This window comes from Lysobacter enzymogenes (assembly GCF_017355525.1).
GTDB lineage: Bacteria > Pseudomonadota > Gammaproteobacteria > Xanthomonadales > Xanthomonadaceae > Lysobacter > Lysobacter enzymogenes_C.
The window spans coordinates 3603605-3623769 of the sequence record NZ_CP067395.1; the positions used below are offsets into that span (position 1 = coordinate 3603605).

General features: G+C 69.1%; 13 protein-coding genes. 6 read left to right on the plus strand and 7 right to left on the minus strand.

All coding sequences use genetic code 11. The features are described from left to right. Positions 1 to 8: 8 nt before the first annotated feature. Entirely contained in the window at positions 9 to 1058 is a 1050-nt protein-coding gene (locus tag JHW38_RS15175) for a GGDEF domain-containing protein (RefSeq protein ID WP_207522178.1), read from the minus strand. Between the two features lie 322 nt (positions 1059 to 1380). On the opposite strand from JHW38_RS15175, the gene JHW38_RS15180 reads away from it, so the two are divergent. Beyond that, entirely contained in the window at positions 1381 to 3456 is a 2076-nt protein-coding gene (locus JHW38_RS15180) for a S9 family peptidase (protein ID WP_207522179.1), read from the plus strand. 43 nt (positions 3457 to 3499) lie between these two features. Further along, a complete protein-coding gene (locus tag JHW38_RS15185; protein WP_242690952.1) occupies positions 3500 to 4657 on the plus strand; it encodes a PDDEXK nuclease domain-containing protein in 1158 nt (385 codons plus the stop codon). A 51-nt stretch (positions 4658 to 4708) separates the two neighbouring features. Here the strand turns inward: JHW38_RS15185 and aceA are convergent, their stop codons facing one another. Both aceA and aceB read right to left on the minus strand, forming a co-directional pair. Then, the gene (gene aceA / locus JHW38_RS15190; protein ID WP_207522180.1) at positions 4709 to 6007 is read right to left on the minus strand and encodes an isocitrate lyase; all 1299 of its coding nucleotides are present in this window, start codon (positions 6005 to 6007) and stop codon (positions 4709 to 4711) included. Positions 6008 to 6168: 161 nt separating this feature from the next. Beyond that, on the minus strand, positions 6169 to 7803 hold the full coding sequence (gene aceB, locus JHW38_RS15195) for a malate synthase A (RefSeq protein WP_428995252.1): 1635 nt from the start codon (positions 7801 to 7803) through the stop codon (positions 6169 to 6171). A gap of 132 nt (positions 7804 to 7935) precedes the next feature. Here aceB and JHW38_RS15200 point away from each other — a divergent pair, with 132 nt between their 5' ends. Further along, on the plus strand, positions 7936 to 8904 hold the full coding sequence (locus JHW38_RS15200; protein ID WP_207522181.1) for a LysR family transcriptional regulator: 969 nt from the start codon (positions 7936 to 7938) through the stop codon (positions 8902 to 8904). Positions 8905 to 9186: 282 nt separating this feature from the next. On the opposite strand, the gene JHW38_RS15205 is transcribed toward JHW38_RS15200, so the two are convergent. Further along, a complete protein-coding gene (locus JHW38_RS15205) occupies positions 9187 to 11838 on the minus strand; it encodes a collagenase (protein ID WP_207522182.1) in 2652 nt (883 codons plus the stop codon). A 726-nt stretch (positions 11839 to 12564) separates the two neighbouring features. On the opposite strand from JHW38_RS15205, the gene JHW38_RS15210 reads away from it, so the two are divergent. Then, on the plus strand, positions 12565 to 13275 hold the full coding sequence (locus JHW38_RS15210; protein WP_207522183.1) for a GntR family transcriptional regulator: 711 nt from the start codon (positions 12565 to 12567) through the stop codon (positions 13273 to 13275). 607 nt (positions 13276 to 13882) lie between these two features. On the opposite strand, the gene JHW38_RS15215 is transcribed toward JHW38_RS15210, so the two are convergent. Together JHW38_RS15215 and arfB are read right to left on the minus strand one after the other, a co-directional pair. Continuing rightward, complete coding sequence (locus JHW38_RS15215; RefSeq protein ID WP_207522184.1) at positions 13883 to 14563, minus strand: 1-acyl-sn-glycerol-3-phosphate acyltransferase; 681 nt, start codon at positions 14561 to 14563, stop codon at positions 13883 to 13885. A gap of 25 nt (positions 14564 to 14588) precedes the next feature. Further along, complete coding sequence (gene arfB / locus JHW38_RS15220) at positions 14589 to 14993, minus strand: alternative ribosome rescue aminoacyl-tRNA hydrolase ArfB (RefSeq protein ID WP_207522185.1); 405 nt, start codon at positions 14991 to 14993, stop codon at positions 14589 to 14591. Between the two features lie 243 nt (positions 14994 to 15236). Between arfB and JHW38_RS15225 the strand changes: the two genes are divergently transcribed. Next, positions 15237 to 15983: a hypothetical protein gene (locus JHW38_RS15225; RefSeq protein WP_207522186.1), complete on the plus strand. Its 747-nt coding sequence runs from the start codon at positions 15237 to 15239 to the stop codon at positions 15981 to 15983. 183 nt (positions 15984 to 16166) lie between these two features. Here JHW38_RS15225 and JHW38_RS15230 read toward each other — a convergent pair whose 3' ends face one another. Continuing rightward, positions 16167 to 16904, minus strand: a complete 738-nt coding sequence (locus JHW38_RS15230) for a pseudouridine synthase (RefSeq protein WP_242690953.1) — start codon at positions 16902 to 16904, stop codon at positions 16167 to 16169. 229 nt (positions 16905 to 17133) lie between these two features. On the opposite strand from JHW38_RS15230, the gene JHW38_RS15235 reads away from it, so the two are divergent. Further along, on the plus strand, positions 17134 to 19914 hold the full coding sequence (locus JHW38_RS15235; protein WP_207522188.1) for a M16 family metallopeptidase: 2781 nt from the start codon (positions 17134 to 17136) through the stop codon (positions 19912 to 19914). The last annotated feature ends 251 nt before the right edge of the window (positions 19915 to 20165 follow it).

The following is a 20165-nucleotide window of genomic DNA, read 5'->3' on the forward strand; positions in this document are numbered from 1 at the left end:
CACGCCGATCAAACGGCGCTCAGTTCGGCGTCCTGCCAATGCACCCGGTTGCCGCCCAGGCGCTTGGCCTGGTAAAGCGCGGCATCGGCTTGCGCGTACCAGTCGTTCCAGTCGCGCTTGGCGCTGACCAGGCAGGCGCCGACGCTGACCGGGCAGATCGTCGGCGGCGATTGCGGGATCAGCAGCAGCCCGTGCACGGTATGGACGATGAAGTCGGCGAAGCGCATGACGTCCTGGCGGGTGTGCGCGGCGACCAGCAGGCAGAACTCGTCGCCGCCGAGGCGGCAGGCGATGTCCTCGGTGCCGGCCACCGAACGCAGGATGTTAGCCACGCTCTGCAGCACGCGGTCGCCGGCCAGATGGCCGTGTTCGTCGTTGACCTGCTTGAAGCGGTCGCAGTCCACCAGCACCAGCCCGATCGTGTCGGCCATGCCGGCCGCGCGCACTTCCTGCAGGTGCAGGGTCAGGCCGCGGCGGTTGTACAGGCCGGTGAGGTCGTCGGTGCGCACCAGCTCCTCGGTCTGGTTGAGCTGGTGGGTGGTCGCGTAGAGGCTGTCGAGCGCGGCTTCCAGGTCCTGATTGCGGCGGCGCAGGCGGCGGATCAGGCTTTGTTCGTTGAGCACCACGCGCATGATCGCGCGGCGCAGGAAGTAGGACACCAGCGAGGGATCGCGGTCGACCAGGCGCTGGAATTCCTCGTGGCGCAGTTCCACCAGCAGGCCGTCGGTGGCGGCGATGGCGTCGGCGCTGCGGGCGTGGTCGCCGATCAGCAGGCCGAGTTCGCCGAAGAATTCGCGCACGCCCAGGCGCTTGGTGACCAGGTCGTCGCCGAAGTCCAGGACGATCGCGCCGCGCGCGATCACGAACATGGTGGTGCCCAGCTCACCGCGGCGGAACAGCACCTGCCCGGCCTCGACCCGGCGCGGGCGGCCGATCTCGGCGAACAGTTCGAATTCGCCCGGGGTCAGCACCGCCATCGCCACGTCCGTCGGCGCCGCGGTCGCTGCCGAATTGTCGGTTTCGCGGCCCACCGAAGGCGCCGCCGTGTCGCGATTCATCCCGATCTCCCCGAGCCCCACATCCCCTGTGAAGCTTTGACGGCAGGATAGCACCTGAGTCTGAGCAGCTAACGCCGCAAGGGGGCAGGAGCGGCCACCCCCCGCCGTCCCGATGCGCGCTGTTGCGTATACGGCCGCGAGTGTAGTCCCGCGGTCCGCTCCGGCGCGGGCGCGCCGCGTTGCAGGTGTGCAACAGATGCGCAGTACGACCGCGGTCGCGGTCGCGGTCGCGGCCGCGCCGGCATGGCCTTCGGCACTGCGCGGGCCGGGGCGGATGCTGTTCATACTCGACCCCGACCTGCCACGGAAACGGAGAACCGCCATGCCCGCTCGTCCGCACCGCCACCGCTTGTCGCCTGCCGGCCTCGCCCTCGCGCTCGCCGCCGCCACCGCCGCGCCGGCCTTCGCCGCCGGGTCGGCGCAGGTCGAGCTGATTCCGCGCTCGGCCCTGTTCGGCAATCCCGAGCGCAGCAGCGCCCAGCTCAGCCCCGACGGCCGTTACCTGAGCTGGCTGGCGCCGGTGAACGGCGTCATGAACGTGTGGGTGGCGCCGGCGGACGATCCGGCCAAAGCGCGCGCGGTCACCGACGACGCCGCGCGCGGGATCCGTAGCTATGTCTGGAGCTATCGCGAAGGCACCCTGCTGTACCTGCGCGACAGCGGCGGCGACGAGAACTTCCACCTGTATGCGGTCGACGTGGCCAAGCCGGGCCAGGCGCGCGACCTCACCGCCTATCCCAAGACCCGCGCCAGCCTGGTCCGCCTCGCCCATCGCCATCCCGACCGGATCCTGGTCGGCATGAACGACCGCGACCCGAAGTGGCACGACTTGTACGAAGTCGACCTGGCCAGCGGCGAACGCAAGCGCGTGCTGGAGAACAAGGACCGCCTGTCCGGCTATCTCGCCGACGGCGATCTGAAGGTCGGCCGCGCCACCCGCTCGCGCGAGGACGGCGGCGGCGAACTGCTGGCCGCCGACGGCAAGGGCGGCTGGACGGTGATCGACACGATTCCGTTCGAAGACAGCCAGACCACCAAGTACGAGGGCTACAGCGACGACGGCCGCACCTTGTATCTGACCGACTCGCGCGGCCGGAACACCGCCGCGCTGTACGCGGTCGACGCCGACGGCAAGAAATCGCTGCTGCTCGAGGACGCCCGCGCCGATGTCGGCGCGCGCCTAAGCGATCCGCGCAGCGACCGGGTCCAGGCGGCATCGGTCTATTACCTGCGCCAGCAATGGAAACCGCTGGACCCGGCCGTCGGTCGCGACCTGACCTGGCTGCAGGGCAAGCTCGGCGCGGGCGAAGTCTCGGTCGCCTCGCGCAGCCTCGACGACCGCGCCTGGGTGGTGTCCTACAGCGCCGCCGAGGAACCCGGCACGACCTATCTGTACAAGCGCGGCGGCAGCGGCGAGCCGAGCCTGACCCGCTTGTTCTCGACCCGCCCGGCGCTGGACGGCCAGCCGCTGGTGCCGATGTGGCCGGTCGAGATCGGCGCGCGCGACGGCAAGACCCTGGTCAGCTACCTCAGCCTGCCCAAGAGCGCCGACGCCAACGGCGACGGCAAGCCCGACCGCCCGGTGCCGCTGGTGCTGTTCGTCCACGGCGGCCCGTGGGCGCGCGACTACTACGGCTACCACGCCTACGCGCAGTGGCTGGCCAACCGCGGTTACGCCTCGTTGCGGGTCAACTACCGCGGCTCCACCGGCTTCGGCAAGGACTTCATCAACGCCGGCGACGGCGAATGGGCCGGCAAGATGCACGACGACCTGATCGACGCGGTCGACTGGGCGGTCAAGCAAGGCGTGACCAAGAAGGAAGACGTCGCGATCATGGGCGGCAGCTACGGCGGCTACGCGACCCTGGTCGGCCTGACCTTCACCCCCGACGCGTTCAAGTGCGGCGTCGACATCGTCGGCCCGTCGAACCTGGAAACCCTGCTCAAGACCATCCCGCCGTACTGGGCCAGCATCTTCGAGCAGTTCGCCCGGCGCATGGGCGACCCGCGCACCGAAGCCGGGCGCAAGCAACTGGCCGAACGCTCGCCGATCGGCCGGGTCGACAAGATCGACAAGCCGCTGCTGATCGGCCAGGGCGCCAACGACCCGCGGGTCAACCAGGCCGAGAGCGACCAGATCGTCGAGGCGATGCGCAAGAAGAACATCCCGGTCACCTACGCGCTGTTCCCCGACGAAGGCCACGGCTTCGCCCGGCCGGAAAATTCGATGGCGTTCAACGCGGTCGCCGAAGGCTTCCTGGCCCAGTGCCTGGGCGGCCGCGCACAGCCGATCGGCGAGGACTTCAAGGGCTCCAGCATCACCGTGCCGGCGGGCGCGGATGGGGTGAAGGGGCTGGAGGCGGCGTTGAAGACGCACAAGCAGGAAGTGAAGAAGTAAGCCGCGCAGTCGGCCGCTGCCTGCACAGGCGGCGGCCGATTCGTTGCGAGCGTCGGTCGGCGCGGCGTGGTCCGTCGACGCGTCCGGATCGTTATCGCCGCGCTACCGTCTCGATCCGCCGCGTCCGCTGCCGGTCGCGGGTTTCGATACAGTTTTCATGCCTCGCAAGAATTCTCCGACCGCTGCACCGACCCGAGCTCCGTCGGGCTATGCCGCGCTACTCGCGCAGATCAAGCAACGAATCGGCGATTCCCGGCTCAGGGCGTCGCTGTCAGTCAACCGCGAACTCAACCTGCTGTACTGGAGCATCGGCCGCGACATCCTGGCGCGGCAGGACCGGCAGGGCTGGGGCGCCAAGATCGTCGACCGCCTCGCCGCCGACCTGACCCGTCTGTTCCCGGAAATGCGTGGTTTTTCGTCGCGAAACCTGAAATACATGCGGGCCTTCGCGCAGACCTGGCCCGATGCCGAAATAGTGCAACAGCTTGTTGCACAATTGCCCTGGGGCCATAACCTGCGTCTGATCGAAGCGGTCAGGAGCGACGACGAGCGCGAATGGTACGCGCGACAGGCGCTGGAGCACGGCTGGAGCCGCAACGTCCTGGTCCATCAAATCGAAAACCGCTTGTACGCGCGCCAAGGCCGCGCCCTGACCAATTTCTCGCGCACGCTGCCGGCGCAGCAATCCGAACTGGCCCAGCAGATCGTCAAGGATCCCTATGCGTTCGATTTTCTGTCGCTGAGTCCGCAGGCGAAAGAACGCGACCTGGAACTGGGGCTCATCGACCACTTGCGCTCGCTCATCATGGAGCTCGGCAAGGGCTTCGCCTTCGTCGGCAACCAATACCGGCTGGAGATCGGCGGCGAGGACTACTTCATCGACCTGCTGTTCTATCACCTGCATCTGCGCTGCTTCGTGGCGTTCGAACTCAAGATGGAGGAATTCAAGCCCGAATTCGCCGGCAAGATGAACTTCTATCTCTCCGCCGTCGACGACACCCTGCGCCATGCCGACGACCGCCCGACCATCGGCATCGTCCTGTGCAAAAGCCGCAACCGGATCGTGGTCGAGTACGCGCTGCGCGACTCGCTCAAGCCGATGGGCGTGGCCGAATACAAACTCTCCGCCGCCCTGCCCGCGCGCCTGCGCAAACAGCTGCCGACCGCAGCGGACCTGAAGCCGCTGCGCGAGGACGCCTGAAACGACGAAGGGCCCCGCGGGGCCCTTCGCGCGCAAGACCGCCGCGAAGACTCAGGCGACCTTCTTCGACTCGTGGAACTGCTCCTCCTCGGTCGAGCCCTTCAACGCCACCGTCGAGGACTGCCCGCCCTGGATGGTCTGGGTCACCGCGTCGAAGTAGCCGGTGCCGACCTCGCGCTGGTGCTTGACCGCGGTGAAGCCCTTCTCGGCGGCGGCGAACTCGGCTTCCTGCAACTCCACGAACGCGCTCATCTGCCGGCGCGCGTAGCCGTGGGCGAGGTTGAACATGCCGTAGTTGAGGCTGTGGAAACCGGCCAGGGTGATGAACTGGAACTTGTAGCCGTAGCTCGCGATTTCCTTCTGGAACTTGGCGATGGTCGCGTCGTCGAGGTTCTTCTTCCAGTTGAAGCTCGGCGAGCAGTTGTAGGCCAGCAGCTTGCCCGGGAACTTGGCGTGGATGGCTTCGGCGAACTTGCGCGCGAATTCCAGGTCCGGCTTGCCGGTTTCGCACCACACCAGATCGGCGTACGGCGCGTACGCCAAGCCGCGGCTGATCGCCTGATCCAGGCCGTTGCGGGTCTTGTAGAAGCCTTCGTTGGTGCGTTCGCCGGTGGTGAACGGCTGATCGTTCGGGTCGATGTCGGCGGTCAGCAGGTCGGCGGCTTCGGCGTCGGTGCGCGCGACGATCAGGGTCGGCACGCCCATCACGTCGGCGGCCAGACGCGCGGCGACGAGCTTCTCGACCGCTTCGCGGGTCGGCACCAGCACCTTGCCGCCCATGTGGCCGCACTTCTTGACCGAGGCCAGTTGGTCTTCGAAGTGCACGCCCGAAGCGCCGGCTTCGATCATGCCCTTCATCAGCTCGAACGCGTTGAGCACGCCGCCGAAACCGGCCTCGGCGTCGGCGACGATCGGTTGCAGGAAGTCGATGTCGCCGGTCCCTTCGGCGCACTGGATCTGATCGGCGCGCAGCAAGGTGTTGTTGATCCGGCGCACGACCTGCGGCACCGAGTTGGCCGGGTACAGCGACTGGTCGGGATACATCTCGCCGGCGATGTTGGCGTCGGCAGCGACCTGCCAGCCCGACAGGTAGATCGCCTTGAGCCCGGCCTTGACCTGCTGCATGGCCTGGTTGCCGGTCAGCGCGCCGAGCGCGTTGACGAAGTCTTCGGTGTGCAGCGAGTTCCACAGCTTGGCGGCGCCGAGCTTGGCGATGCTGTGTTCGACCGGCACGGTGCCGCGCAGGCGCACCACGTCCTCGGCCGAGTACGGGCGGGTGATGCCGGCCCAGCGCGGGTCGGTGGCCCATTGGTGGCGCAGTTGGTCGGCGGTCGGCAGCGTGTGGCTCATGACATCGATTCCTTGCGTGTGGGTCGTAGCGACGTGGGTATGGGGTGAGGCGGGTGCTGGACGTCTGGCTGTAGGAGCGACGCGAGTCGCGACCGCGGGGTTGCAGGCTCGCGTCGCAAGCGGTGTTTCGCGGTCGCGGCTCGCGCCGCTCCTACAGGGGGTCAGTCGATGCGTTCGTAGGCGGGTAGGGTCAGGAACTCGGCCAGCGTCGGCGCGTGGGTGAGTTCGTCGAGCATCGCGATGGCCTCGTCGAGCTTGCCGCCGCCCGGCAGCGCGGCGCGGTCGGCGAACCGGCTCGGCAGGCCGATCAGCGCGCGTTCGAGCAGGGCGAAGTCGACCGGCGTGCCGTCGTCGAGGAACAGCGACGGCGCGTGCAGCCACTGCCACAGCTGGGTGCGGGCGATCTCGGCGGTGGCCGCGTCTTCCATCAGCCAGTGGATCGGCACGCAGCCGCTGCCGTCGAGCCACGCGGCGAGATATCGCACGCAGACTTCGACGTTGCCTTCGAAACCGGCGCGGGTGATGGTGCCGAACGAAGGCTTGATCAGGTCCTCGGCGATGATCAGCACGTCCTCGCGCAGCACGTGCTGCTGGTGCGGGGTCGGCATGCGCTCGTCGAAGATGCGCATCGCCAGCGGAATCAGCGCCGGATGCGCGACCCAGGTGCCGTCGTGCCCCGCGGTGACTTCGCGCAGCTTGTCCGCGCGCACCTTGGCCAGCGCCGCCTCGTTGGCGGCTTCGTCGCCGTTGATCGGGATCTGCGCGGCCATGCCGCCCATCGCGTGGGCGCCGCGCTTGTGGCAGGTCTGGATCAGCAGTTCCGAGTAGGCGCGCAGGAACGGCTGGGTCATGGTGACCTGGCCGCGCTCGGGCAGGATCTTGTCGCGGTGCGCGCGGAAGGTCTTGAGGTAGGAGAACACGTAGTCCCAGCGGCCGCAGTTGAGCCCGGCGATGCGCGTGCGCAGCGCATGCAGGATCTCGTCCATCTCGAACACTGCCGGCAAGGTCTCGATCAGCACCGTGACCTTGATCGAACCCGGCTCCAGCTCCAGCTCGCGCTCGATGTGTTCGAGCGCGTCGTTCCACAGCTGCGCCTCCTCCATCGACTGCAGCTTGGGCAGGTAGAAGTACGGGCCGCGGTCCTTGGCGGCGAGCGCGGCGGCGTTGTGGAAGGCGAACAGGCCCAGATCGAACAGGCCGCCGGACACCGCCGCGCCGTCGACGCGCAGGTGCTTTTCGTCGAGGTGCCAGCCGCGCGGGCGCACCATCAGCACCGCTTGCTCCTCGAACGGCTTGAGCGCGTAGCGCTTGCCGGTGTCGGGCGCGGTGAATTCCAGGGTGCCGGCGACGGCGGCGGCGAGCGCGCGCTGGCCGGCGATCAGGTTGGCCCAGGTCGGCGCGGTGCTGTCCTCGAAGTCGGCCATGTAGACCTTGGCTCCGGAGTTCAGCGCGTTGATGACCATCTTGGGATCGACCGGGCCGGTGATCTCGACCCGGCGGTCGAGCAACGCGGTCGGCAGCGGCGCGACCCGCCAGTGGCCGGCGCGGATCGCGGCGGTGTCGGCGCGGAAGCCCGGCAGGCCGCCGGCGTCGAACAAGGCCTGGCGCTCGCGGCGCGCGGCCAGGCGGGCTTGGCGGGCGGGTTCGAAACGGCGGTGCAGGTCGGCCAGGAACTCGAGGGCGGCCGGGGTCAGCACCTGCTCCTGGCCGGCGGCGCGGCCGCTGAGCTCGATGCCTGCGCCCGGCCCGCGTTGCCCGGGACGGGGTTCCTGCCACTGCGTCATGACTGCCGACATGGTGCGACTCCTGTGGGGGAGGACCGCTCCCAGCGAGCGAGTCCCTGGACCAGACCATGCGGCGGCGTGTTGTATTTGACAATCAAGTTTTTTCAATGCATATCATTTGCTTAGCTTATATATGGAATTCACGTGACTTCGACGCGCTCGCTAAGTCCGCGATTTGCCTACAAAAGCGACAAGCTCAAGCCGCTGCGGGCGTTCTGCCAAACCGCGCGCCTGGGCTCGGTCTCACGCGCGGCCGAGGCGCTGTACCTCAGTCAGCCGGCGGTGACCCTGCAGTTGCAGGCGCTGGAACGCGAAATGGGCGTGCGCCTGCTCGAACGCAGCGGCCGCCGGCTGGCCCTGACCCGCGAAGGCGAGGCGCTTTACGAACTGGCCCGGCCACTGGTCGAGGGCCTGGACGGGCTGGAAGGCGTATTCCGCGAACGCATCCGCGGCCTCGACGCCGGCGAGCTCAACGTCGCCGCGGGCAGCTCGACCATCCTCTACCTGCTGCCGAAGATCGTCGAAGCCTTCCGCGCCGCGCACCCGGAGGTGCGGCTGACCCTGCACAACGTCACCGGCGCCGGCGGCCTCGACCTGCTGCGCTCCGACGGCGTCGACCTCGCCGTCGGCTCGATGCTCGACGTGCCCGGCGACCTCAGCTACGCCCCGGTCTACCGCTTCGAACCGATGCTGATCGCGCCGCGCGACCATCCGCTGGCCAAGCTCGACACGCTGACCCTGCAGGACCTGAGCCCGTACGGCCTGATCCTGCCGCCGCAGCGACTGACGACCTACCGCATGGTCGATCTGGTGTTCCAGCAGAACCGGGTGCCGTACACGGTGGCGCTGGAAGTCGGCGGCTGGGAGGTCATCAAGCAGTACGTGGCGATGGGCTTGGGGATCAGCATCGTCACTGCGATCTGTCTGACCGAGGCCGACCGCGCGCGGCTGTCGGCGCGGTCGCTGGCGGATTATTTTCCGTCGCGCAGCTATGGCGTGGTGGTGCGCAAGGGCAAGTATCTGTCGCCGCAGGCGCGGGCGTTCACCGAATTGATCCAGCCGGCGTTGTTCGAGCGTGGCGACTATTACGCGACCGGCCAGTCGGATCGCTGATCGGTGGGCCCTCATCCGCCCCTCCGGGGCACCTTCTCCCGCAGGCGGGGTGAGGGGGCGCGCTTGCGAGCCACCGGCTCGCGCGCCACCGAACGCCCGAACGCTCTGCGTTCGGGCTGGGGAACGCCGTGACCCATTGCGGCGCAGGTTGCCGCCCTCATCGGCCCCTTCGGGGCACCTTCTCCCGCAAGCGGGAGAAGGGACAGCAATCAGCGTCGCTGCTTGAAGCCCCTCTCCCGCTTGCGGGAGAGGGGTTGGGGTGAGGGCAGCCCCAGCGAAACCTCAGTACCGCGCGCTCACCTTGACGCCCGAGAACGCGCTCGCCGCATGCACGGCCACATACACATACCCCGCCGGCGCATTGGCGATCGTCACCGACTCGCCGTTGCCGGCCTTGGCCGAACGGTACTGATACGACTCGCGCGACGGCCAGTTGCCGGCGCTGACGTACAGATCGGCGTTGCCGCTGCCGCCCGCGGTATCGATCCGCAGCTGGCTCACGCCGGCCGGCAGGTACAGATAGAAGTAGGCGTAGTTGCCCGCCGTGGCCGCCGCGTTGCTGCGCGAGCAATTGCGGCCCAACGCGCGCGCGTCGCTGCCGGCGCACTCCGGCAGGCCCGGCTCGCTGACGCTGACCGAACGCGTGACCGTCGCGGTCGCGCCGCGATCGTCGGTCACGGTCAAGCTGACGCTGTAAGCGCCCGCCGCGGCGTAGGTCTTGCTCGGATTGGCTGCGGTCGAACCGCTGCCGTCGCCGAAGCTCCAACTGCGCGAAACGATCCGGCCATCGCTGTCGCCTGATGTATCGGTGAAGCTCACGCTCAAACCGCTGGCGACCGCGCTGAAGTTCGCCGTCGGCGGCTGGTTCGGCGTGCCGCCGCAGCCGCTGCCGGCCGGATCGGCCACGCACGGCAGCCAGGCCTTGAACGCGGCGTCGTTGCTCTGGCCGATGCCGGCCATATAGGTCGCATAGCCGGTGTAGTCGCCCGGACGGAACCGCGCCAGGATCGCGTTCACCTGCTCGCGCCGCTGTTCGAACATGAAACGCACCGCCAGATAGCCCCAGCGATAGACCCGGTTGGTGCCGCTGTCGTAATCGTTGGCGTAGACCGTGCTCAAGGCGTAGGTCGCGCGCGCGGCCTCGGCGATGGCGGCGTCGTTGCTGACCTGCCGGTACTGATACGACAGGTACTCGGCGAAGCCTTCGACCCACCACACGGTCTTTTGCTGCATCGCCGCCTGGAAGTCGCCCCACATGTCGAAACGGCCGTCGAGGTAGTGCACGTACTCGTGGGTCAGGTTCCAGATCTCGAAGGTCGGGCGCAGCCACTCGGCCTCGTAGGCGATGAAGCGCGCCTGGTTGCCGGGTGCGGACGGATCGCCTTCCAGGTACATGCCGCCGTTGTTGGTGTCGATGCCGAAGATCGCGCCGGCGTAGATGCCGTAGTCGTCGCTGCTGTCGAACACCGCCATTTCCAGGCTGGCGTTGTTGTCGCCGGCGACCGGCACGCCGCCGGTGGCGAGTTCGCGGTGGAAGTAGGCCTCCTGTCCGGACACCGTGGCGCAGGCGCTGGCCAGTTCCGACGCGCTCATCTGCTGCGCGCGCAGGGTCAAGGTGGCGCTGCAGGTGTGGCGGACCGGCAGCGCCGCCGCTTCCAGGCGCGGCACGAAATCGCACTGGCCGTAGTAGGCGCAGTTGCCGGCGTCGTAGTACTGCGCCATTTCGCCGATGCCGACCCACAGCCGCGCGGTCGCGCCGGTGATCGAGCTGCGGTCGATCAGCGCCTTGGCGCGGGCGCGCGCCAGCGTCTTGAGCGCGCCGTCGTATTGCAGGAAGCGCGCCATCTCGCGGCCGGCGTTCGACGCCAGATACGCCCGGTCGGTGCCGAGCAAAGCGAAGTTGCGGTTGGCGAAGTTGTACAGCGTGTCGACGATGGAGGTGTCCGACTGCACCAGCGCGCGGAACGCCGCGTCCTGGTGGCCGCGGAAGGTCACGGTGTAGGCGTTGTTGACCGCGACCTTCATCCAGTAGAACGCGTCGTAGCGGCTGTCGTAGCTGTCGAGCAGGCGCTTGACGACGTACAGGTAGCGCGCGTTCTCAGCCGCGCTGTCGATCAGGGTCACGTACTCGGCCAGGATCTCGCCGTGCGCATCGTCGATGCGGCCGAAGTTGGCGTTGGCGGCGAACGCGTCCAGCGCCGGCCGAATCGCGTTGCGCAGCGCGGCGCCATAGCTGCCGACCGCGCTGTCGTAGTACTGCACGTAATAGCCGGCGCGCAGGAACAGCACCAGTTGCAGAGTGCCGCCGGCGTTGGTGCCGTCGTAAGCGCGCGCCGAAGCGGCGAACGCGTCGGCGACGCTGACCATCTGCGCCTCGCGGAAGGTCGCGTACGCCTGGCTGCCGCTCAAACCGAACAACTGGTTGACGCAGTCCGGCGCGGCCGCGCGTACCGCCGAGGCAAGCGCGGCGCCGCTGAGCGAACCGAAGCTGTTCGGATCGCAGGCCGCCGCGGCCTTGGCCGTGCGCGCGAACGACAGCAGCGACGGCCGCTTGAGCGGGTCGCGGCGCACACCCGCGCCGTCGTAGGCGCTGTCGGCGCGATCGGGCAACAACGGCTGCTGCGGCGCGCGCTGCGCCGGCGCCAGCGAGCGCGGTTGGCGGTGTTCGCCGAACAACTGGCGTTCGGTCGCGGGCTGCTTGCGCGCGGCGCCGGCGACAACGGTGCGCGAGGCCGCGAATGCAGCGGCGACGGCGCTATGGCCGGGCGCCGACGGCGCGGATGCGGCGGCGGACGACGCGGCGGCGGCGGTGCCGGCGGTCGGCGACGGCGCCGCTTCGAACGCGGACGGCAAAGCGAAACTGGCGAACACCGCCAACGCGGCGGCGCCGGCGAACAGGGCCCGCAACGGGCCCGGACGGAAAACGAAAGACATCGCGAATCTCCTTGATGGCAGGACGGCCGCGGCGGCCGCGCGGTGCGCGGCGACGCCCGCATCAGCGAACACGGCCGGGACGAATCGGACGACGGAACGGCGATACGGCTGAGCGACGACCTGCGCAGCGGCGGCGGCGGAAGACCTGCGCGAAACGGCTGCGCGGATCGGCCGCAAGCGCGCGGCTGAGCAGCGGCCGCGCTGAGGCGCGGCGCGAAAGCTGGCGATGGATCGGGCGGCTGCGCTCGGCGAACGGGCGCGGCGGCCGCCGCGCGGGACGCGCAGTCCCGTGCGGCCGCGTCGCCGCGTCCGTCGCGTCTGCGCTCTCTTGCTGCGCGCCGCCCGGCCGCGCCGCGCGCACGCACGCCGGCACGGCCGGCCCAAGGCCGAACCCGGCATGCGCTGCGACGGCACGGCCGCCCCTGACGGCCGCGAGCCACCGATCGGCCGCGGCCCCGCGCGGTCGGTCATCGCCGCGACATCGAAGGCTGCTAATCGGTATACCGTATACGATATGTGCGGAATCCGTGGCGATTCCGTGACTGCGGTTGTGGCTCCGCGCGAACTTCCTGCCGCTCATCGGCGCGCACGGCGGCACGTTCTGGGCGTGCAATGCGCGCTTTTGCGAAGCGCATCCCACTAAAGTACTAAGTCGCTCACGCTCGCTCGCCGCATAGCCGCGACCGCCGCCACATTTCCGGCGCAAGCCTTGGATAGACTGGCCGCATGAGCATCCTGCCGCGTTCGCTGTCCGACCAAGCCTTCGAAGTGGTGCGCGAGCGCATTTTGTCGACCCAGATCCCGCCGCTGGCGCCGATCCGCCAGGAGCTGCTGGCCGAGGAACTGGGGATCAGCAAGATCCCGCTGCGCGAGGCGCTGAGCCGGCTGGAAGAACAGGGCCTGCTGTCCTCGCACCCGAACCGCGGCTTTTTCGTGCCGCCGCTGACCTCGACCGAGGCCGAGGAAGTGTTCGCGCTGCGCCTCAAGATCGAGCCGGAAGCCGCCGCCCAGGCCTGCCTGAGCGCCTGCGAGGCCGGCCAGGAGGCCGCGCGCGCCGCGTTCCTGGCCTGGGAGCAGGCCGACCACGGCGACCCCAACGCCAGCGTGCGCTGCAACCGCGCCTTCCACCTCGCCCTGGTGACGCCGGGCGGGCGCCAGGTCACCGCACAACTGATCGAGCGCCTGCAGGTGCTGGCCGAGCGCTACGTGCGCAAGCACCTGGAACCGGTCGGGCGCGAAGCGCGCGCGGCCAACGAACACCTCGGCATCCTGCAGGCCTGGCTGCAACGCGACGCCGCGCTGGTCGACCAACTGCTGTCGACCCACATCCTCAGCACCCTGCACGACCTGCGCGCCCAGCTCGAACAAATCCCGCTGACCGGCCCGCTGCTGCCGGATTTCCGCCGCGCCCCGCGGCGGCGCCGCGAACCGGCCTGAGCGAACCCGCTTGAAAAAATGAAAACGGATTCCGGCTCACACCGGAATCCGTCTTTGATTTTTCCGTTGCCGTTGCCGTTGCTTCTTGCTCCCCCCGCCGCCCCGAACTCGCTACAGGCAAACGCAGACCCGAAGGGCGCGCGCATGGATGCGCGCGTGCGGGACCGGGCCAGGATGGCCCTTGTCCCGCATCCCCGCGCAAGCTCCGAACCATAGTGGCTCTTGATTCGAGAACAAGGAAAGCGCCTTTCTTTGGTTACTTTCTTTGGCAAGACAAAGAAAGTGACCCGGCCGCTTGCGGACGGAAGCCGTTGATTGCGGCTGGTCGCCACACGACACACCGCCCACGGCGAAACCAACAGCAAAACGACAGAAAGAAAGGGGGCACAGTAGTCGAGTTGTCGCGGTCGCAGCTTGCGCAGCTCCTACAGGGGCCTCGTATCCGACTGTAGGAGCGACGCGAGTCGCGACCGCGAAACCACAGCCACTGCGCAGGTTTCGTCGTAGTTGCGTTTTCGCGGTCGCGACTCGCGTCGCTCCTACAGGAGCTCCAGCAGGTTTCGTTCGCGGCGACAGGCGCTGCGACCACGCCACCCCGACACCGCCCTCAAACCGTCCCGCGGTTCTTGCCGATAAACGGCCGGCAATACTCGCGAATCCGCCGCATGTCCGCATCCATATCGTCGCCCAGATGAAACGCCGGCCCGATCCCGATCACCTTGTCGGGATAATGGAAATACGCCAGCACCACCGGCACGTCCGCGTTCTTGGCGATCTTCCAAAAGCCCGCCTTCCACTTCTCGACCCGCTTGCGCGTGCCTTCCGGCGCGATGCCGAGCCAGAGCTTCTCCGCGCCCTTCATCATCGCCACCGCCTGATCGATGACCCCATGGGCGGCGCTGCGGTTGATCGGAATCACCCCGAAGCGGCGCAGCATGAACCCCACCACCGGCACCTTGAACAGCGATTCCTTGGCGATGATGTTGACGTTCAGGCCCATCGCCGCCTTGGCCGCGAACGCCCACACCCCGTCCCAGTTGGACGAATGCGGAATGCCGATCAGCACCGCGCGCGGGATGTCGGGGAACTGGCCGACCATGCGCCAGCCGCCCAGGCGCAGGATCGCGCGGCCGGTCCACTGCGCCAGCCGGCTGCGCTTGACCCGCGGCACGTTCGGCGGCAGCGGCAGCACGATCGAGCCGTCGGGCGCGCCCGGCGGATGCTGGTAGGGGGCGTGGGGCGGGCCGTTCGGCGCGTGGTCGGCGGGGGTCTCGGGTTCGGCTGACATGCAGTCTCCGTGCGTGGTTCGCGGGTCAATCCCACTCGCGCTGCGAGCGCCCGCGCTTGGTCTGGCCGCGCTCGCGTTTGGCGCCCAGACGGCGTTCCTTGGCGGCGCGGCTGGGCTTGGTGGCCACGCGCGGCTTGGGCGCGCGCAGGCCGCTGTCGACGAACGCGGCCAGGCGCTCGCGCGCGTCCTCGCGGTTGCGTTCCTGGGTGCGGAAGCGTTGGGCGCTGATCACCAGCACGCCGTCGTTGGTCACCCGCCGGTCGCGCTTGGCCAGCAAGCGTTCGCGCACGGCTTCGGGCAACGACGGCGACTGGGCGACGTCGAAGCGCAATTCCACCGCGGTGGCGACCTTGTTGACGTTCTGCCCGCCGGGACCGGTCGACCGCACGAAGCGTTCGACCAGTTCCGTCTCGGGGATGGTGATGGCCATGCTCTCCTCCGTCGGCGATTGTAGTCGGCGGCGGCCATTCGTCCATGACGGGCGTTTCGACCCGGATCGCGCTGCGTGCGGATTGGGCGACGTTGCCGGCGCGATCGCGCCCGGTCACCGCCGCATCGTTGACGCGGCCGCCGCCGCGGGGGGACGATGGCCGTCCGCGCCCCACCGGGCGCGATCCGGTCGGTCCCGTCCGATACCCGAGCGATACCCGAGCGATCCAAGGAGGAAGCCCGCATGAAACGCCCGTCCCGTCCGTCCGCGCCGCGTTGGCCGGCCGTCCTGGCCCTGGCGGCGGCATGCATGGCCGCGCCCGTCGCCGGCGCGCAGGCCATCGACCAGCGTTACGACCCGGCCAACGTCAACAACCGCATCGACAACCCGGCCTTCCAGCGGCAAATGAACCATCAGGCCCAGTCGATCGCCGAAAGCATGATCGGCCGTCAGGCCAACGGCACCGAGCAGCAGATCCTGAGCCAGTTCAACCAGGTCCAGACCCAGGCGCTGCGGCAGATGCAGGGCGCGCTCGACCGCATGCCCGCGCAGGGCGCGGGCGCGGCCTACGGCGGCCAGCCGCAGCTGGACGCGCGCGCGATCCAGCAGTTGCAGCAGTCGCCGGAAGGGCGTTACGTGCTCGAGCAGATGGCCGGGCAGCAGCGCGGCGGCGGCGGCAGCGGCGGTTATCCGGCCCAGTACCAACAGCAGGCGCGGCAGCCGCAGAACGAGTACGAGCGGCTGTATCAGCAGGCCTATGGCCAGCTGCCGCCGCAACCGGCACCGCAATATCAGGGCGGCTATCCGCAGCAGGGCTACGGCGCCCAGGGCGGCTACGCGCCGCCGCAGTCCTCGGTCGGCCGCGCGCTCGGCGGGGCGCTGCTGCAGGACGTCACCAACGCCGCGATCCAGCGCTCGATCGGGCCGCGCGTGCAGGTGCAGGGCAATCCGTATTACGTGCCCAGCAACAATCGCGGCCGCCGGCCCTGAGGGTGATGGGCTTGCGGCGGGTTCGCCGCTGCTGAGACGAAAGCGTCGGGCCTGAAAGCCCTCCCACAACAGCCGTCGCGCTGTGGCAGAGCCTTCAGGCCCGATGTTTTGGCTGTTGCCGGAATACCCTCGCCGCCGGCGCCGCGGTCGTTGCGGGTGGTCGACGCTTCGCGCCCCGCCGCCCTACTGCGCCCGCTCGAACAGCGCCAACGCCTTCGCGAACTCCGCATCCGCCGGCGCCACCGCCTCGACCCGCTCGCCGCTGTGCGGATGCACGAACGCCAGCCGCTGCGCGTGCAGCAGCATGCGATGGATCCCGAGCATGCGGAAGCTGCGGTTGTGGCGGCCGTCGCCGTGGCTGGTGTCGCCGATCAGGTGATGCGACAGGTGCTTGAGGTGGCGCCGGATCTGGCGGAAGCGCCCGGTCAGCGGCTGCGCGCGCAGCAGCGCGTAGCGCGAGGTGTCGAAACCCGCCGACGGCAGCGCCAGTTCGGTCCGCGCCAGCACCGCGAAGCGGGTCTGCGCCGGCTTCTTCAACGGCTTGCCGGGCCCGCCGTCGAGATCGTGGTCGACTTCGAACGCGTCTTCGCCGGGCCAGCCGCGGCACACCGCCAGATAATCCTTTTCGACCTCGCGCGACATCAGCACCTTGCCCAGCGCCGAGGCGGTCTCGCGGTCGAACGCCAGCAGCAGGCAGCCGCTGGTGGCGCGGTCGAGGCGGTGGACCAGGAAGATCGGCCGGCCGAACTGCTCGCGCAGGCGGTCGGCGGCGAAGTCGGTCTCGCCGCGGGCCAGCGCGCTGTCGTGAACCATCAGCCCCGCCGGCTTGTCGATGATGGCCAGGGCCTCGTCGGCGTACAGCACCGGCAGGGCAGCGGCGGGTTCGTTTGCATCGGCGGGACGGGTGTCTGAACTGAACATCGGATGGATGCGCGCTGCAAGCCGGCTGGGGAGGTGTGCTCCCATTGTCGTCTATGCCTGCAAGCGGCGCAGCCCCGCCCGCGTAGTCCGCCGTTCGCGCTGTTTGTGCGTTGCATCGCCGCAGTTCGCACGGTTCGAGATCGCAACCGTTGAATATCGGCACTGTTCGACATCGCCACCGTTCCACATCAGCACCGCCCGACACCCGCAGTCCTCCACCGGAGTTTCCATGTCCGCACCGCACCGCCTCGCCGTTCCGCTCGCCCTCGCCCTGAGCCTGGCCCTCGCCGGCGTCCATGCCGAACCCGTGCGGCTGCCGCAGGGCGCGAGCGCCGGCCCCTGCGTGGAAGGCATCTGCGAGTACCGCCTCGGCAACGGCCTGCGCGTGCTGCTGTTCCCCGACGCCAGCCGGCCGACGGTGACGCTGAACCTGGTCTACGCGGTCGGCTCGGCGCAGGAGAACTACGGCGAAACCGGCATGGCCCACCTGCTCGAACACATGCTGTTCAAGGGCACGCCGACCAATCGCGACATCCCCGCGCAGATGAAGAAGCGCGGCATCGACTACAACGCCACCACCACCCTCGACCACACCGATTACTACGCTTCCTTCCCCGCCGACGAAGCGACCCTGGACTGGGTGCTGGCGCTGGAAGCCGACCGCATGGTCCATTCCGACATCGCCAAGGCCGACCTCGACAGCGAGATGACGGTGGTGCGCAACGAGATGGAATCCGGCGAGAACAGCCCGCTGCGCGCGCTGTACGAGCGCGTGCGTTCCACCGCCTATCTGTGGCACCACTACGGCCAGAGCACCATCGGCGCGCGCAGCGATGTCGAAGCGGTGCCGATCGAACGCCTGCGCGGCTATTACCGCACCTGGTACCGTCCCGACAACGCGACCCTGGTGATCGCCGGCCGCATCGATCCGCAACGCACCCTGGCCGCGGTCGCGCGCAGCTTCGCTGCGGTGGCCAAACCGGCGCAGCCGCTGCCCGCGTTCTACACCCGCGAGCCGGCCCAGGACGGCGAACGCGAAGTCACGGTGCGCCGGGTCGGCGACCTGCGCCTGCTGATGTCGGCCTACCACACGCCCGCGATCACCCACGCCGACGCCGCGCCGCTGGCGGTGCTGGACGACGTGCTCGGCCACATCCCCGGCGGGCGCCTGCACAAGGCGCTGGTCGCGGGCGGGCTGGCCGAGAGCGTCGGCGTCGGCGCCGATGCGCTGCGCGATCCGGGCCTGTTCTCCGCGCAAGTCGCGCTGGCCAAGGACGGCGACTCGGCCAAGGCGCAGCAGCTCCTGCTGGCGCAGCTGGAAGGCATCGGCGCGCAGCCGGTCAGCGCCGCCGAGGTCGACGCCGCCAAGCAGCGCATCCGCAACGCCTACGAGCAGGCCTACACCAACGTCTCCGGCGTGGCGATGGGCCTGTCCGATCCGATCGCCGCCGGCGACTGGCGCCTGTACTTCCAGTTCCGCGACGCGCTGGAGAAAGTCGACGCCGACGCGGTCAACCGGGTCGCCAAGACCTATCTACGCGCGAGCAACCGCACCCTGGGCCGGTTCGAACCCAGCGACAAACCCGATCGCGTCGAGGTGCCGCAGGCGCCGGACGCGGCCAGCGCGCTCAAGGGCTACGTCGGCAAGGCCGCGGTCGACGCCGGCGAGCAGTTCGATCCCAGCCCCGCCAATCTCCAGGCGCGCACCCAGACCGTGACCATCGACACCGGCGTCGGCCGCGGCCTCAAGCTGGCGCTGTTGCCGAAGAAGAACCGCGGCGGCACGGTGACCTTCAGCGCCAACTTCCGCTTCGGCGACGAAGCCTCGCTGCGCGGCCGCGAGGCGGCCGGCAGCCTGGCCGGCTCGATGCTGATGCGCGGCGGCGCCGGCCTCAGCCGCGAGCAGATCGACGCGCGCTTCGAAGCGCTCAAGACCACCGCACGCGTCGGCGGCGGCCTGCAATCGGCGTCGATCGGCCTGCACACGCGCCGCGAGCAACTGGCCGACGCGGTCGCGCTCGCCGCGCAGCTGCTGCGCCAACCGGCGTTCCCTGAAACCGAATTCGAACAACTGCGGCGACAGGCGATCGTCGGCCTGGAATCGCAGCGCCGCGAACCCGACGCGCTGGCCGGGCAGGCGCTGGCCAAGCACTTCGACCCGTGGCCGGCCGGGCACCCGCTGCGCGCGCGCAGCCTCGACGAATCGCTGGCCCAGATCAAGGCGATCAAGCTCGACGAGCTGCGCGCGTTCCACCGCGATTTCTACGGCAGCGCCGAAGGCGAGATCGCGGTGGTCGGCGACTTCGATCCGGAAACACTCAAGCGCCAGTTGCAGGCGCTGTTCGCGGCCTGGAAGCCCGGCCACGCGTTCGCGCCGATCGCGACCCATTACACCGCGGTGGCGCCGGAGCAGCGCCGGCTGGAAACCCCGGACAAGGCCAACGGCGTGCTGATCGCGCGCGCCAACGTGGCGCTGAAGGAAACCGATGCCGACTACCCGGCGCTGGTGGCGGCCAACTACATCCTCGGCGGCGGCATGAAGTCGCGCCTGGGCGACCGCATCCGCCGCAAGGACGGCCTGAGCTACGGCGTCGGCAGCGACCTCGACGCCGACTCCAGCCGCGACGGCCGCGACGATGCCGGCAGCTGGAGCGTGCAGGCGATCGCCGCGCCGCAAAACCTCGACAAGGTCGAGCGCGCGATGCGCGAAGAACTGACGCGCCTGGCCGAAGGCGGCGTAGCCGCCGACGAACTGCGCGACGCCGTCTCCGGCCTGCTGACCCAACGCGAACAAGCGCGCGCCTCCGACGCCACCGTCGCCGTGCTGCTCAGCCGCAACCTGTTCTTCGACCGCACCATGCAGTTCAGCGCCGACCTCGACGCGAAGTTCAAGGCGCTGACGGTGGAATCGGTGAACGCAGCGATCAAGCGCAGCCTGAAGCCGCAAGACTTCAGCGTGTATCTGGCCGGCGATTTCGCGGCGGGCGACAAGCCGGCGGCGGCGAAGTAAACGGCGAGCTGCGGCCGCTGTTGTTGCTGTTGCTGTTGCTGTTGCTGTTGATCTTCGCTCCCCCCGCCGCCCCGAACTCGCCACAGGCAAAAGCAGACCCGAAGGGCGCGCGCATGGATGCGCGCGTGCGGGACCGGGCCAGGATGGCCCTTGTCCCGCATCCCTGCGCAAGCACCGAACCCTAGTGGCTCTTGATTCGAGAACAAGGAAAGCGCCTTTCTTTGGTTACTTTCTTTGGCAAGACAAAGAAA